We start from the raw sequence: 13,828 nt of genomic DNA, 5'->3' as shown, positions 1-13,828 counted from the left end.
CAAATCAGGGTACTTTTTAATCGCAAGTCACTGACAACACTACATCAACTCCAATGGCACATCTCCTTCCGGCAAATGTTCAATGCCTCGCAGCTTGCGCTCAATGGCGCGGCTGCGCACGCCGATGAGTTTCTCCAGCTCATCGCCTGTTTGGCGCAGTTTGTCCTGTGCCTTAGTTAAAATAATGTTGAAGTTCTCAAACTCACTTTTAACTTCGCCCAATTTCGTCCATACTTCGCCTGAACGCTTTTGAATGGCCAGTGTGCGGAACCCCATTTGCAGACTGTTGAGCAACGCTGCCATTGTTGTCGGGCCGGCGATGATAATTTTGTGCGCCGCTTGCAGTTCAGCCGCTATATTGAGGCGCAAAACCTCAGCATACAGTCCCTCACTCGGCAAGAACAGCACAGCAAAGTCGGTCGTCATTGGCGGTGCAATGTACTTGTCTTTGATGTCCTTAGCCGATTTTTTAAGCATGGCACGCAGCTCCGCCGCTGGCACACTCGTATCACCACCTGTTTCGTAGGCTTCGAGCAGGCGGTTGTAAGGGTCAATGGGAAATTTCGCGTCAATCGGCAGCCAAACCGGAGCATCACCTTCACCCGGCAACCGCACGGCAAACTCCACACGCTCGGCCGTGCCTGTCGTTGTAACATTTTCGGCATACTGCTCAGGCGCCATAATCTGCTCTAAAATGGCAGCCAATTGTTGTTCGCCCAAGATGCCGCGTGTCTTGCTGCCACTTAACAGCTTCTTCAAATCGCCGACGCCAGTTGCCAGCGACTGCATTTCGCCTAAGCCTTTATAGACGGCTTCAAGCTGTTCGCTGACGCGTTTGAACGACTGCGCGATGCGCGCTTCCAACGTCGACTGCAATTTTTCATCTACCGTCATGCGCATTTGTTCCAACTTTTTCGCATTATCTTGCTGAATAGCCGACAATTTCTGCTCGACAGCGTCACGAATCATCTCGGTGCGGTTGGCGTTTTCGAGCAGCCGCGTCGACATGGTGCGCTCTAAGGCCTCTAAGCGCACATCTTGCGCCTGCGCCGACTGTGACAGCAAGCGCGCCTGACCGTCGTTGGATGCCGTGAACATGGCCTGCAAACTCGATTGCAGGCGGGCAAACTCTTTTTCAAAATCAGCGCCGTTTTCGCGCTTGCCAAGCTTGACCAAAACCAATATCACCAGCAGCAGCGTCAAGCCGGACAGCGCTAACGCAATTTCGACAATCATTCGTCCTCACCCAACAGCCCTGAACGCCGCACCAAAATGACAACCACCGGCACAAACGCCAGTTGCAGCGCGATGCCCGGCAAGCTCGGCTGGATGACGCCACGCCAGAAACCTTCCAGCGTAAAGGCTTGCCCCGCCGCACTGAACAGCGCAAATCGCGCCAACGCCGCCACAATGCGCCCACCGACTAACGCGCCGATCAACGCACCGTAGACATTCATCCGCCGAATAAGCAGCGCGCCGATAACAGCATAGGCCGCTAATTCAAACGCCATGCTCGAAGCCGTCGGCCACAGCGGCGGCATATTGGTCAACAATGATGATAAGATAGGCGTCGCCGCGCCGACAACCAGTCCCAGCCGCCAGCCACACAGCATGCCAACAAGCAAAATGGGGAAGTGCATAGGCAAGATTACCTGTCCCAAACCGTCGGTGTAGAAGTGGAAAATCGTGGGCAATATCAACCCGAGGATGAGGCATGCCACCGCAGTAATCAGTTTTGGTCTCGTGATGCTTTTTGTGATGGTGTTCATGTGTGTTTCTCCTTTATTGAATATATATTCCTATTATTTATAGCGTCCCCCACGCATCGTGACAAGTTTGTCCTTTATGGCGTCACACGCAAAAATCCCCAGCGCTCTTCGCCACCATCGATAATCGACGCCGCCATCAGCCCCTCGGATTTCCAGCGTACATTGTGAATGCGCGGATTAAGCGGGAAGGTATCGCCGTCAACGATAATAATATGCCAGTTGTCTTCCCAGTCGCCAACTGCCGCGACGCTTTCGGAAAAATGACTCATACCCCGCCATGGGTGTATGGGTTCGATAACGATATTGCCTTGGCTGTCAATCACACCGACAGCACTTTCGTTATCGCCGCTGAACTGTGTTACAAATGCCAAGCCCTCATGCATAAAATATATGGACAAGAACTGCGGCGCGAGAACTTGGTTGCCTTGCCTGTCATATAACCCCCACAAGCCGTCCTGTTGCACTGAAACCAGTTCCTTGGAAATCAATTGTATCGCCTCAAATCGCGGCTCAATAACGATATTTCCCTCATCATCAATCAGCCCAAAGACATCGCCATCATGCTCCCTCACAACTATCGACTTGTCGTCCAACGACGGCACAAACGCATCAAACCGTGACTCGATAATGACATGGCCGGTTGCATCGGCAAAACCCAAACGCCCGTCGTAAATCAACCCTATCAAGCCATTAAAATAACGGGATGCACCTTCGTAAACAGGCGACACAATCATATTGCCGCAGCGGTCAATAAGACCCCAGCCCATTGTGCTTCCGTCGCCCAGCAACACAGCAGCTGTGCCATGAAAAAAAGGGAACACCATATCGTACACCGGCGGAATGACTTGATTGGCGTCGGTATCAATAAACCCCCAGCGGTTACCTATGCGCACGGCAGCAAGCCCTTCTGAAAAAGATTGCACTGCGTCAAATTGTCCGACAAAATGCTCATTGCCGTAGCGATCGACAAAACCTTCGGTCTGTCGTCCTCCCTCACTCCAAAACGCCATCCGGGCCAAACCATCGTTAAATCCCTCTAAATCGTGATACATCGGTGGAATGATATAGTTGCCTTGCCGGTCAATCATGCCCCACAACAGACTGACACCCCTCTCGTCGTCAACTGCCACCAAGGCAATGCCGTCTTGAAAACCAAATATATGCCTATACTGCAGTGCGATGACTTCATTGCCGTTCCTGTCGATAATACCCCACAGCTCGCCGTGCCAACTATCGTCTTCAACATACACAGCGGCGAGCCCTTCAACAAAATCGGCGACACCGCTGTAGGTTGGCTGCACAACAAAGCGTGCGCGTGCGATCTCAGCTTCAGCAGGTGCAGCGCGGTTGCCAAACAGTAAAAATCCGCCTATGCCGACGATAAGCAAGCACAATGCGATACCCGCAGTGAGCAAGTGTCCTCCAGCAGACTTTTTACACAACGGCACGCCACACACTTCACAGAATGCATTTTCCGGCGACGATTTGGTTTTGCATCGTTTGCAAGTCATGTTATCACCTTCCGTTTGTTACTTAGTCACCACACTACGCGGACAAATCCCAATGCTCTTCATCGCCCCTTCAACATATCCTATAATTTTAATCATACCATAATTGCCCATCACCCGCAAGAACCTCTTTATTGTCACCCATTTTTATTTTATGGCTGACAATTTGCTTTCCTTATGATATACTCGCAACGATCATCTTGAAGGAGGCTATTCATGAACACTCGAAAAAATATCGCAAATCTCACCGCCGCCGCTATGTTCGTCGCCTTGATTACACTGGCCGGCGCGATCAGCATCCCCGTGCCGCCATCGCCCAGCCCTGTCAACTTTGTCGATATGTTTGTCATTTTAGCCGGTTTGTGCCTCGGCCTTAAATATGGGCTTGCGACTGTGGCAACGTATATTATTCTCGGCGCGATTGGGGTACCTGTCTTCTCGGGGCTGACAGGTGGTTGGGGCATTTTAATGACGGCACGCGGCGGTTTTATTTTTAGCTTTATCCCGGCGGTGATAGTTACAGGGGCAGCAAGCGGACGAAGGTCTGAAATGACAAACAACGCGCCTCAGAATCATCAACGGCGACTCGTCGCCACCGCCATCACTGCCGCTCTCGCCTACATCATCATCTTTGCCGGCGGCATGTTCTACGCTCGCTATCTTGCCACGCCCAATATTCAAAGCTGGTCGGCAGTGCTTTCTATGATGCTCGTGCCGTTTATCCCAGGCACAGTGTTAAAATTCGGTGTCATTTTGCTGCTGCAGCGGCATGTTATTACGCAGATTCAAGGTGGCCTTTCAGCCAAATAATCGCCGCACGGTAGCCATCGATGCCCTGCCCCGCAATGGTATGCACACAAGCCATGCCGGCATATGACACTTGCCTAAACGCTTCCCGCTTTGCAATATCGGAAATATGCACCTCAATGGCGGGGATCTCCGCCGCTGTCAATGCGTCAAGGATCGCTATACTCGTATGCGTATACGCTGCAGGGTTGATGACAATGCCGTCATATACACTTACCGCTGCTTGAATGGCATCGACAATAACACCCTCGTGATTGGACTGTATGATATCAACTTCAATACCCTCGCATGCGCATACTTCGCGCACTAGTGTTTCCAGCGCGGCATAATCGGCCTGCCCATAAATGTCGGGCTGCCGTTTGCCGAGTAGATTTAAATTAGGGCCGTTGATGACTAGGAATTTCATACGTTGCCTCCTGTAAAAATCTTTGCGTTTCATTTCTACATTTTACCGATTTACCCGAACAAAGCCCCAACGAATTTCATCATCTTTACGTACCGAAACAGTTATCAGCCCCCCGGATTTTGGACGCACTTCGCTGATATTTTTCCCAAGGGGAAATGCATCGCCGGAATAACCTCGTTGCCCCGTGCATCATGGAAAACACGCCCGCAAAACAGCCTCGGCTACGACCTCGCGCTTGCCGTCATTTTTAACTGTCGCGTTGGCAAATCGCCGATACATCGGCAAACGCTGACGGTGCAGTTGATAGATGTCTCCCTGCGACAGCGGACGGTCTTTACGCGCCAGCCAACTGACAGGACGTTCGAGGAAAACAATGACACCGTTTTGACGCAAATGTCGATAATTCTCCTCCCGCGTCACCACGCCACCGCCGGTGGCAATAACCAGACCTGTCTGCTTCCCAAACCGCGCCAGCACTTCAGTCTCACGCGCGCGGAAAGCATCCTCGCCCTCGCGCTGAATCATCTCGCCCGGCGTCATGCCGATGGCCTCGGTCACTTCGGTATCGGTGTCAATCAACGGCCGCCCTAACTGCTGGGCCAGGGTACGCGCAATGGTGCTCTTTCCACTGCCTGGCATACCAATGATAATGATATTCTGCGCCTTGATTTCCATGTCACGCAGCACAGCATCGACGGTTTCATTTGCAATACTCTGCTCCGTAAAAATCTCGGCTGCCCGCGCCGCCTGCCCAATAAGCATAGGCAGCCCGCCGCAAATATGTTGGATTTTCGCCACCTCAGCATCAAGCATCAATGCTGTCCGCGCAGGATTATATACTATGTCCAGCACCCCGCTTACATTTGGAAATTTTCGCATATCAACGGCCGCCGTGCCCACATTAGGATACATGCCAAGCGGCGTGGTATTGATAAGCACGTCGGCATTGGCATGGCGGCCAATATTTTCGTAGTTGTTCTCACCGCGACGTGAAATGGTCACCACTTCACGCGCACCGCAAAGCCGCAGCATATGGCTGACCGCCAAGCTACTGCCGCCGCTTCCCAGCACAAGAGCCTTGCTTCCGCTGACTGTCATGCCGCTTTTTTGCAGCATAAGAGCAAAACCGGCAGCATCGGTGTTGTCGCCATACAAACTGCCGTCAGCGCGGCGCACAATGGTGTTGACGCTGCCGATGGACTTGGCCGCCTTAGATAGCTCGTCGCAATACGACACAACAGCTTGTTTGTACGGAATGGTGACATTAATACCATGCCAATCGGCGCACTGCATAAAATTTTCCAAATCTCCCGGCTCGACTTCAAAAAGTTCATAGCTGTACGCACCGCTCAGTGCCGCATGAATTTGCGGCGAATAGCTATGCTTTAACGACTGCCCCAGCAGCCCAATGCGCAGATGATGGCGGTCGACCATTACAGCACCTCGATATAGCTGCCTAAATATTGGCACTCTTCGCAAATTTCCTGCAAGCTGTCGAGCAATTTGGCGAACTCATCGGCGTAAATCGATGTTTCCAAATCGAAATAGAACATAAAATCAAAATCACGGTCGGGTACGGGCCGCGATTCCAGTTTGTTGAGATTGATGCCCAGCGCGTAGAACCGTGCCAATGCTTTGTACAGCGAGCCCGGTTTATGCGACAACACCATCATAATACTGGTACGGTCGGCGCCCGGGTAGATTTCCAGCTTCTTGGAGATGCAAATAAATCGTGTGTAGTTGTTGCTACGATCTTGAATGTCGCGGGCAAGGCAATCGAGGTCATACAGCGCGATACAACTGTGCGAGCAGATAGCAGCAATATCACTGCGGCCAGAGTTCGCTACCGTTTCGGCGGCCGCAGCGGTGTTTTCGCAGCGTGTAATCTTAACGTCTTGCCCAAACTGCTCCAAAAATGCCGCGCACTGTGAAATGGCTTGCTCATGCGAGAAGATTTCACGAATGTCTTCACGCTTTACACCTTTCCGTACCACCAAGTTGTGGTCAACTTTCAGCCGCACACTGCGCACAATTTTGAAATCACGGTGCTTCATCAGGTCGTAAATTTTAGTCACCGAGCCGGCTGTGCTGTTCTCAATGGGCAGCAGGCCGTAATCGCAAAAGCCATTTTCAATGGCGGTAAAAACACTCTCAAAAGTTTTGAGATACTGAATCTCCGGTCGCTTAAACAGCCGCTCGGCCGCCATCTGCGAATATGCGCCCTCAACACCTTGACAGGCCACTGTTGCACTCTGCGGGAAGAGGTTTGGTGTGCTTTCAATGGCGCTCTGAATCTCCTTATACAACGGCGAATGCTCGACCCGCGTCGCACTCTGGTGCGCCCGCGAAATGTCGAACAGCGTATCATAGAGGATTTGCGCTGACGGCACCAATTCGGGCGCAACTTTTTCAGGCAACGCGCCGCGCTTGACATTCTCACGCTTTTTGTCCAACACCGTCAGCCCCTGCTCACGCTTGTACGCCGCGATGTCCGCCACCGTGTCCATACGCGCCGCGAACAGACTGAGCAATTCGTCGTCGATTTGATCGATTTTTCCTCTGAGTTGGTCTAGGTTTTTCATGTGTCGTTTCCTCCTCGTTGTCTCATTTTATGGATTATAGCACGCCGTCGGCGCGGAGTTGGGTGACAAAATCCCGGATTTGCTGTACAAGTGCTTGGTAAACAAACGGGCGCGCACGGTCAATTTCTGCTTCCGACGGTGGCGCGAATACTTCTTCCCCATCCACCCGTTCTGACGATATTTCCTCAAATAATTCGCTGGGACGGTTATAAAATACACCAACTACTATATCTTCATCATGTGCCGCCCACCAATTTCTGACCGCATCGGCAAAATCACCCCCGGCACTCACATATGTAATGCCAACATCTCTGTCAGCATCAAATAAATCCATGCCTTCAAGCGGCACGGCATCAAAGTTAAGCCCTGCTGTTTCGAGATGTGCGCGGATGATGTTTAACGCTTCTTGTTCGGTTAACTGCACAACATAATGAGGTATTGGTCCCCCGCCGCCATATGTAAACTGAACATCCCATTCCACTTCTAGTGCGCTGTAATCAACATAGCCAATATACGGTGGATCTATTTGCTCATCTCTGCTGCCCACACACCCTGTCAACACCGATAGTCCCAACACACCCGCACAAACAATCACCGCCGCATTCTTCTGCCAACGCGACGGCAATTTGTGCAGTTGCAATTTCCCCGCATCCAATGTCGGTAAACTCGGCGGCATGTAGCTTTTGAGAGGTTGTAAGTCGAATAACTCGTCCATCATTTTTCCTCCGTAATTTCCCTGCGCTTACGGCGCGGCATTCTGCATTAACATCGCATCCAGCACCGCCACTGCTGCCGCCGCCTCAACACAAGGCACCGCCCGCGGTACAATGCACGGGTCATGCCGCCCTTTGACGACAAGTGTTGTCGGCTCGTTTGTCATTACATTCACACTCTGCTGTGCCTTGGCAATCGACGGCGTAGGCTTAATTGCCACGCGGAATGTCAACGGCATACCCGATGTAATACCGCCCAGAATACCGCCGTGGTGGTTTGTCTGCGTCTTGATTGCGCCGTCATCACCCAAGATAAACAGGTCGTTGTGCTGGCTGCCGCACATCGCTGCCGCTGCAAAGCCTGTGCCGAATTCAATGCCGCGCACGGCAGGGATTCCAAAAATCAAACCGGCAATCTTGTTTTCCATGCCATCAAACATCGGCTCACCCAGCCCAACCGGCAATCCGTTGACAGTACATTCAATGACTCCACCGACCGAGTCGCCATCTTGCTTCGCGGCATCGACATCGCCCATCGCGACAATCTTGGCTTCAATCATAATACCCCGCCGTGCCAAAATTTGCAAACAAATGCCACCGGCAATACACAACGCTGCTGTCAGCCGCCCCGAAAAATGCCCACCACCGCTCACATCTTGATATCCACGATACTTGACATGCGCGGTAAAGTCGGCGTGCCCCGGGCGCGGTATGTTTCGCACGTTGTCATAATCCTGCGACCGCGTGTTTTCGTTGCGGATAATCGCCGCAATTGGCGCACCACACGTCTTGCCGTTAAGCAGCCCCGATAAAAATTCGGGCGTATCGCTCTCTTTGCGCGGCGTACTCCACGGCGATTTCCCCGGCGCACGGCGATCTAAAAACGCCTGCAAAGCTTGCAAATCAATGGCCTCGCCCGCCGGAACACCGTCTAATGTCATACCGATTGCTACGCCATGCGACTGTCCAAAAATAGATAGTGATAGGTTGTTTTTCCATGTACTACTCATATGTAACCTCTTTCCCCAGCCGCGCCAACTCCCTCCAAAACTGCGGATATGATTTTGCCACGGCCTCTGCACCCGTGATCGTAACTGCACCTTCACACGCTGCCGAAGCGATTCCTGCCATCATAGCAATGCGGTGGTCGCCCCATGCGTCAACCGTGCCATCTGTAAGACTCGGCACGCCAACAATTTCCAATCCATCGGGCAACTCCGTCACTTGTCCGCCCAAGGCGTTTAGCGTTGCCGCCGTCGACGCCAAACGATCAGATTCTTTCAGCCGCAATCGCGCGGCATTTTTAACCACCGTCACCCCATCACTTACCGCTGCAACGGCCGACAACACGGGAATCAGGTCGGGAATATCCGTTGCATCAATCGTCAAGGCGCGACGTGCGTGTTCTTTCGCCGTAATCCTTTCATCGCGCCACGACAGCCGCGCACCGATGCAAGCCAACAAGTCGGCCACACCGCGATCACCCTGACGGCTGTGCGCCTGCATCCCTGCCAAGCGAATATCCCCACCCGGCATCGCCCCCGCGCACAGCCAGAACGCAGCATTTGACCAATCACCCTCGGCTTGTACTTCATTTGAGCCGCCGTCGCCTGCGGGGCTTTTGAACACTTGCCTGCCACGAATATCATAGCAATTACCCGTCAATTTTGGGTTGCAATCAAATTGACGTAAAGCTTCCAGTGTCATTTCAATATAATCTTGCGACTCAATTGGCGGCACGATATCCAGCTTACTGTCACCATCCAGCAACGGCAAGGCAAGCAACAGCCCTGTAATATATTGTGAAGATACATCGCCCGGTAAGATATAGTGGCCAGCTTGTAGTTGCCCTTGGCAGCACAAAATATTCGGCTCCGGTCGGCTTATTTCTATCCCATGCGCTGACAACACGTCCTCTAATAGTTTCATAGGCCGCTGCGGCAGCCGTCCCGCCATGCGAAACTCGCTTGCCACGCCCAACGCACACACTACAGGCAACATAAACCGAAGTGTCGCACCACTTTCATGGACAGGCAACACAGCATGTTGTGGCAACTGGTTGCGATTGACGGGCATAACAGAAAACCCACCGTCTACCCGCTCAATCTCCGCACCCAGCGCCTGCAAGCAAGCACAGGTTGCCACGACATCTTCCGCCTCCGTTGCGCCCGAACGCACAAAGGTTTTCTCGTCCGCTAACGCTGCAACAATCAGCAACCTATGCAGATGCGACTTCGACGGTATAATCGTCACATCACCCGCGATTTTGCCCGGTTGTATCGTTACTGTCATAGCCCTAATGCCATCCAATCTTTTAATTTTTCGACAGAAATTTTTTGCAATTCACAATGCCCAAGTTTGCGCGGCACAACGATGGTAATGTCTCCGCCTGTCCGTTTTTTGTCATGCAATGCGGCATTTGCCAGCGCTTCGGCGGTATAGTCCGTTCGTACCGGCAAATCGAAACGTTCTAACAGCGCTTGCAGCACATCCACACATTCCACTGCACAAAACCCCTGTGCCACAGCCGCTTTCATTTCCACCACCATGCCAATCGCCACTGCATATCCGTGCGGTATGGCAAAATTGCTCAAATGCTCAATAGCATGCCCAACTGTATGTCCAAAATTCAACAACTGCCGTTCGCCGCGGTCAAACTCATCCCGCCGCACAATATCCCGCTTAATGGTCACACTTGCCGCGATGATTTCCTGCATTCTGCATTCTGCATTCTGCGTTACCTCCAGCAGCGCCGCGCTCGCAATCACCCCATGCTTAACAATCTCCGCCATGCCCTCATTATATATCCGCAACGGCAAGCTCTCAAGCACGTTCGGGTCACATAACACTGCGCTTGGTTGATAAAATGCGCCCGCCAAGTTTTTGCCCGCCGCAAGGTCAATAGCCGTCTTGCCGCCAACCGAAGAATCAACCATCGCCAGCAACGTCGTCGGCACTTGTATACAGGGAATTCCCCGTAAGTACGTCGCCGCGACGAACCCTGCCAAATCGCCCACCACGCCGCCGCCAAGCGCAACAATGACGTCACTGCGCGTGATTTTTTCACTTGCCAGCCATTCAAGCAAGGCGAGATATGTCGCGCCATTTTTAGACGCTTCACCTGCCACAAAGGCATGGTCAATCACGCCAAAGCCTACGGCTTCCAACGACTGTCGTACAGTTGACAAATGCAATGCGGCAACAGTCTTATCGGTAATCACCGCAACGCGCGCTGTCTCACAGCCAGCAGTCGCCTTAAGGTGCAAGACCCTGACTTGTTCACCGACATCGGCAAGCAACCCCTGTGCAATCAAAACATCGTAGCCTAGCACATTTACCCGCGTCATGGTCCATCTACCTCTTTCTTACGCCGTCTACCCTCTTCCAGCAACGCCCACAAACGCTTGCTGTCGCTCGCTTTCAGCGCGTCACGATACTGCTTCAAGCTGTAAATAAACTCGTCCATTTCATCCAGCAGCGCATCGCGATTTTCAACAAACAATTCGCTCCACATATCGGCATTCAGCCACGCTACACGCGACAAATCGCGATACGAACCCGCCGAATATCCCTTGTGCCGCGCGGCGGTGCGGCTCTTGATATAGGCGTTGGAGATAATATGCGGCATCTGCGAGGTAAAAGCGATGATCTCATCATGCTCCTCTGCCGTTGTCATCGATACGCGCCCAAACCCGATCGGTTTGAGCAGCCGGTTGACGCGTTCAAAGAGCTGAATATCCCCAAATGTAGGCGGCACAATAACCATCGGCGCATCGTCAAATAAATCTTCGCGGCTGTGTTTGAACCCCGACTGATGCGTGCCCGCCATCGGGTGACCCCCGACAAAGACAAAGCCATGCGCCGCTGCCACAGGGAAAAGCGCGTCGCAAATCCGCTTTTTCGTGCCCGTACAGTCAATCACGACCGCGTCTTTGGCGATTTTCGCCGCCTTCGCCGTCACCCAGTCAATCACGCCTTGCGGATACGTCGCCAGCAAAAGCAATTCACATTGCGCTATATTCTCATCTGTCAATTCTTCATCAACCGCCTGCGCCAAACGGGCAAACTCCATAATAGACGTATCTCTGTCTGCGCCAAGCACACGCACGCCGTCCACGCGCTGATACGCCTTAGCAAGCGACCCGCCGATTAAGCCTAAGCCGACTATACCGATGGTTTGTGGTTTGGTCATGAATTGCCTCCTTGTGTGTAGTGGTAAATGTTTATACTGTTTGCTCTTTAGGAAGTACAAAAGCGTATGAAAAATTAAATATAAAATGCAGGATAAAGGGAAGAATCAAGCTACCAGTAACCAAAAATAAACCCATGAAACCCGCACCAGTTGCCCCAGTCATTACAACACCACTCAAGCCCTGATAAAGATGTCCCATTCCGAATATCGCACTCGGAATTAAAACAACAAGTAATATGGGGATGTCTGGAATGATTGCGAGTAGAAGAAATGTCAGAAAACCCCGAAAGATAATTTCCTCGCAAATGGCGGCACTAAAACACATCAAAGAAAACATCTGTCTTTCTTTTTTTGTTCGTGGAATAAGTGAACCTGCACCACTATCTGCCATATCATTTTTCATTTCGTCTCTGAATGTTTTGCTTGTAAGCGAACGTATTAACAAGTGCAAGTGATATATGAGCATTACGGCGCATACACCAAGAGAAATTGAGGTGAACCAAATATTATAGCTGAAACTCATTGTTGTAAACCCTAGGTCGGCAAGGTTAATGCCACCTACAATGCTCATGATAAAAACTGCGATTGTCATACTCCATAACCTTACAATTCCCGCAAAATATTTCTTATTCCGCATTTTTTCAGTGACAATAGCATCCTGCGATTTTTTATCTTTGACTACTCTGGAAATTGATACAACAAACGTAATTGTAATTACAAAAAGAAGAAATACAACGTACATCACAAGCCTCCACAAAATATAAATTCGCTACATCGCCGCCCTAATCTTAAAAATTGTCTTAGCCGCCTCGTCAAACTGCTCGGGCGTCAGCGATTGCGCGCCGTCACACAGTGCGTTGGGTGGGTCGTTGTGCACTTCAATCATAATGCCGTCGGCACCCGCCGCAACAGCCGCTGCGGCCATTGATGGCACGAGGTCGGCACGACCGGTCGCATGGCTGGGGTCAACAACAATCGGCAAATGCGTCAGCTTTTTTAAAATCGGCACAGCGGATAAATCCAGCGTATTGCGCGCGTAGCCCGTTTCATATGTCCGAATGCCGCGTTCGCAGAGAATGACATTCTCGTTACCGCTCGCCATGATATACTCGGCACTCATCAGTAGTTCTTTAATCGTGCCGGCCAGTCCACGTTTAAGCAAAATGACGCTATTGGGAACTGTGCCCAATTCGCGCAGCAGATCATAATTTTGCGTATTGCGCGCGCCGACTTGAATGACATCGACCTGCCCGAACAACGACAGGCTGCGAATATCCATCAACTCCGTAACAATAGGCAGTCCCGTGATTTTCTTGACTTCCATCAGCAGGTCCAAGCCTTCGGCGCCCAGTCCTTGAAAGTCATACGGCGATGTGCGCGGCTTGAACGCGCCGCCACGAAAGAAGTTTGCCCCCGACTTTTTAACACGTTCGGCAACTTCGGTGACCTGTTCGCGCGATTCAACCGAGCACGGCCCGGCAATCAGCGCAAAATGTCCGCCACCGATTTTTACGCCGCCCATTGTCGAAAGAACAGAGTCACCAGGATGCATCGCACGACTTGCCGCCTTGAACGGCTCACGCATTTCGGCAACCGAGTCGACAATGTCGAGACTGCGCAGCATGTCCATGTCAACCAGCGCAGTATCGCCGATAAGTCCCAATACACATTGCTCCTGCCCTTGAAATTCGCGCACAATAAGCTGTTTGGCTTCCAACCAGCGTTTGAGATGTTCAATTTTTGCCGATGACGCCTCGGGTTTAAGTACGACTACCATAAAATGCTCCTTTGTTGTATTTATCACGCCTCGTGTATAGCGGTTTATCGACAAAATTTCGGTCCTCCAACTTC

14 protein-coding genes are annotated in these 13,828 nt (G+C 51.7%); 1 reads left to right on the top strand and 13 read right to left on the bottom strand.

The features are described 5' to 3' along the window. Window positions 1-39: 39 nt before the first annotated feature. The 3 genes from rmuC to FWE06_00340 all read right to left on the bottom strand — a co-directional run bounded on the left by rmuC (window position 40) and on the right by FWE06_00340 (window position 3,280). Window positions 40-1,236, bottom strand: coding sequence for a DNA recombination protein RmuC (gene rmuC / locus FWE06_00350; protein ID MCL2545630.1), 1,197 nt, complete (start codon window positions 1,234-1,236; stop codon window positions 40-42). Then, window positions 1,233-1,769 (bottom strand): ECF transporter S component, encoded by a 537-nt coding sequence (locus tag FWE06_00345; GenBank protein ID MCL2545629.1) that lies wholly within the window; start codon window positions 1,767-1,769, stop codon window positions 1,233-1,235. The genes rmuC and FWE06_00345 overlap by 4 nt, the downstream gene beginning before the upstream one ends. A 74-nt stretch (window positions 1,770-1,843) precedes the next feature. Then, window positions 1,844-3,280 carry a WG repeat-containing protein gene (locus tag FWE06_00340; protein ID MCL2545628.1) on the bottom strand — a complete coding sequence of 479 codons (1,437 nt, stop codon included), beginning with the start codon at window positions 3,278-3,280 and terminating at the stop codon, window positions 1,844-1,846. A gap of 213 nt (window positions 3,281-3,493) precedes the next feature. On the opposite strand from FWE06_00340, the gene FWE06_00335 reads away from it, so the two are divergent. Beyond that, window positions 3,494-4,087 carry a biotin transporter BioY gene (locus FWE06_00335; protein ID MCL2545627.1) on the top strand — a complete coding sequence of 198 codons (594 nt, stop codon included), beginning with the start codon at window positions 3,494-3,496 and terminating at the stop codon, window positions 4,085-4,087. Here FWE06_00335 and FWE06_00330 read toward each other — a convergent pair. From FWE06_00330 to aroF, 10 genes are all read right to left on the bottom strand, one after another. Then, window positions 4,053-4,490, bottom strand: a complete 438-nt coding sequence (locus tag FWE06_00330) for a 3-dehydroquinate dehydratase (protein MCL2545626.1) — start codon at window positions 4,488-4,490, stop codon at window positions 4,053-4,055. The two genes, FWE06_00335 and FWE06_00330, sit on opposite strands and share 35 nt — an antisense overlap. Window positions 4,491-4,679: 189 nt before the next feature. Then, window positions 4,680-5,924 (bottom strand): AAA family ATPase, encoded by a 1,245-nt coding sequence (locus tag FWE06_00325; GenBank protein ID MCL2545625.1) that lies wholly within the window; start codon window positions 5,922-5,924, stop codon window positions 4,680-4,682. Beyond that, window positions 5,924-7,072, bottom strand: coding sequence for a prephenate dehydratase (gene pheA, locus FWE06_00320; GenBank protein MCL2545624.1), 1,149 nt, complete (start codon window positions 7,070-7,072; stop codon window positions 5,924-5,926). Before pheA ends, FWE06_00325 begins: the two co-directional genes overlap by 1 nt. Window positions 7,073-7,106: 34 nt before the next feature. After that, on the bottom strand, window positions 7,107-7,790 hold the full coding sequence (locus FWE06_00315; GenBank protein MCL2545623.1) for a hypothetical protein: 684 nt from the start codon (window positions 7,788-7,790) through the stop codon (window positions 7,107-7,109). A 24-nt stretch (window positions 7,791-7,814) separates the two neighbouring features. Continuing rightward, window positions 7,815-8,795 (bottom strand): chorismate synthase, encoded by a 981-nt coding sequence (locus FWE06_00310; protein ID MCL2545622.1) that lies wholly within the window; start codon window positions 8,793-8,795, stop codon window positions 7,815-7,817. After that, window positions 8,788-10,077, bottom strand: coding sequence for a 3-phosphoshikimate 1-carboxyvinyltransferase (aroA, locus tag FWE06_00305; protein ID MCL2545621.1), 1,290 nt, complete (start codon window positions 10,075-10,077; stop codon window positions 8,788-8,790). The genes FWE06_00310 and aroA overlap by 8 nt, the downstream gene beginning before the upstream one ends. Then, window positions 10,074-11,132 carry a 3-dehydroquinate synthase gene (gene aroB, locus FWE06_00300; GenBank protein MCL2545620.1) on the bottom strand — a complete coding sequence of 353 codons (1,059 nt, stop codon included), beginning with the start codon at window positions 11,130-11,132 and terminating at the stop codon, window positions 10,074-10,076. Before aroB ends, aroA begins: the two co-directional genes overlap by 4 nt. Beyond that, window positions 11,129-11,977, bottom strand: coding sequence for a prephenate dehydrogenase/arogenate dehydrogenase family protein (locus FWE06_00295; GenBank protein ID MCL2545619.1), 849 nt, complete (start codon window positions 11,975-11,977; stop codon window positions 11,129-11,131). The genes aroB and FWE06_00295 overlap by 4 nt, the downstream gene beginning before the upstream one ends. A 31-nt stretch (window positions 11,978-12,008) precedes the next feature. Beyond that, entirely contained in the window at window positions 12,009-12,719 is a 711-nt protein-coding gene (locus FWE06_00290) for a CPBP family intramembrane metalloprotease (GenBank protein ID MCL2545618.1), read from the bottom strand. A gap of 27 nt (window positions 12,720-12,746) precedes the next feature. After that, on the bottom strand, window positions 12,747-13,754 hold the full coding sequence (gene aroF, locus FWE06_00285) for a 3-deoxy-7-phosphoheptulonate synthase (GenBank protein ID MCL2545617.1): 1,008 nt from the start codon (window positions 13,752-13,754) through the stop codon (window positions 12,747-12,749). Window positions 13,755-13,828 lie beyond the last annotated feature (74 nt).

Source organism: Oscillospiraceae bacterium (genome assembly GCA_009780275.1).
Lineage (GTDB): Bacteria > Bacillota > Clostridia > Oscillospirales > UBA929 > WRAI01.
The sequence above is the reverse complement of the archived record's forward strand: the minus strand, read 5'-3'. Positions and strand labels throughout refer to the sequence as shown.

What these genes read in the sequence shown, in the direction of transcription:
- rmuC (MCL2545630.1), bottom strand. Translation starts at nt 1,236, where the DNA reads ATGATTGTCGAAATTGCGTTAGCGCTGTCCGGCTTGACGCTGCTGCTG.
- FWE06_00345 (MCL2545629.1), bottom strand. Translation starts at nt 1,769, where the DNA reads ATGAACACCATCACAAAAAGCATCACGAGACCAAAACTGATTACTGCG.
- FWE06_00340 (MCL2545628.1), bottom strand. Translation starts at nt 3,280, where the DNA reads ATGACTTGCAAACGATGCAAAACCAAATCGTCGCCGGAAAATGCATTC.
- FWE06_00335 (MCL2545627.1), top strand. Translation starts at nt 3,494, where the DNA reads ATGAACACTCGAAAAAATATCGCAAATCTCACCGCCGCCGCTATGTTC.
- FWE06_00330 (MCL2545626.1), bottom strand. Translation starts at nt 4,490, where the DNA reads ATGAAATTCCTAGTCATCAACGGCCCTAATTTAAATCTACTCGGCAAA.
- FWE06_00325 (MCL2545625.1), bottom strand. Translation starts at nt 5,924, where the DNA reads ATGGTCGACCGCCATCATCTGCGCATTGGGCTGCTGGGGCAGTCGTTA.
- pheA (MCL2545624.1), bottom strand. Translation starts at nt 7,072, where the DNA reads ATGAAAAACCTAGACCAACTCAGAGGAAAAATCGATCAAATCGACGAC.
- FWE06_00315 (MCL2545623.1), bottom strand. Translation starts at nt 7,790, where the DNA reads ATGATGGACGAGTTATTCGACTTACAACCTCTCAAAAGCTACATGCCG.
- FWE06_00310 (MCL2545622.1), bottom strand. Translation starts at nt 8,795, where the DNA reads ATGAGTAGTACATGGAAAAACAACCTATCACTATCTATTTTTGGACAG.
- aroA (MCL2545621.1), bottom strand. Translation starts at nt 10,077, where the DNA reads ATGACAGTAACGATACAACCGGGCAAAATCGCGGGTGATGTGACGATT.
- aroB (MCL2545620.1), bottom strand. Translation starts at nt 11,132, where the DNA reads ATGACGCGGGTAAATGTGCTAGGCTACGATGTTTTGATTGCACAGGGG.
- FWE06_00295 (MCL2545619.1), bottom strand. Translation starts at nt 11,977, where the DNA reads ATGACCAAACCACAAACCATCGGTATAGTCGGCTTAGGCTTAATCGGC.
- FWE06_00290 (MCL2545618.1), bottom strand. Translation starts at nt 12,719, where the DNA reads ATGTACGTTGTATTTCTTCTTTTTGTAATTACAATTACGTTTGTTGTA.
- aroF (MCL2545617.1), bottom strand. Translation starts at nt 13,754, where the DNA reads ATGGTAGTCGTACTTAAACCCGAGGCGTCATCGGCAAAAATTGAACAT.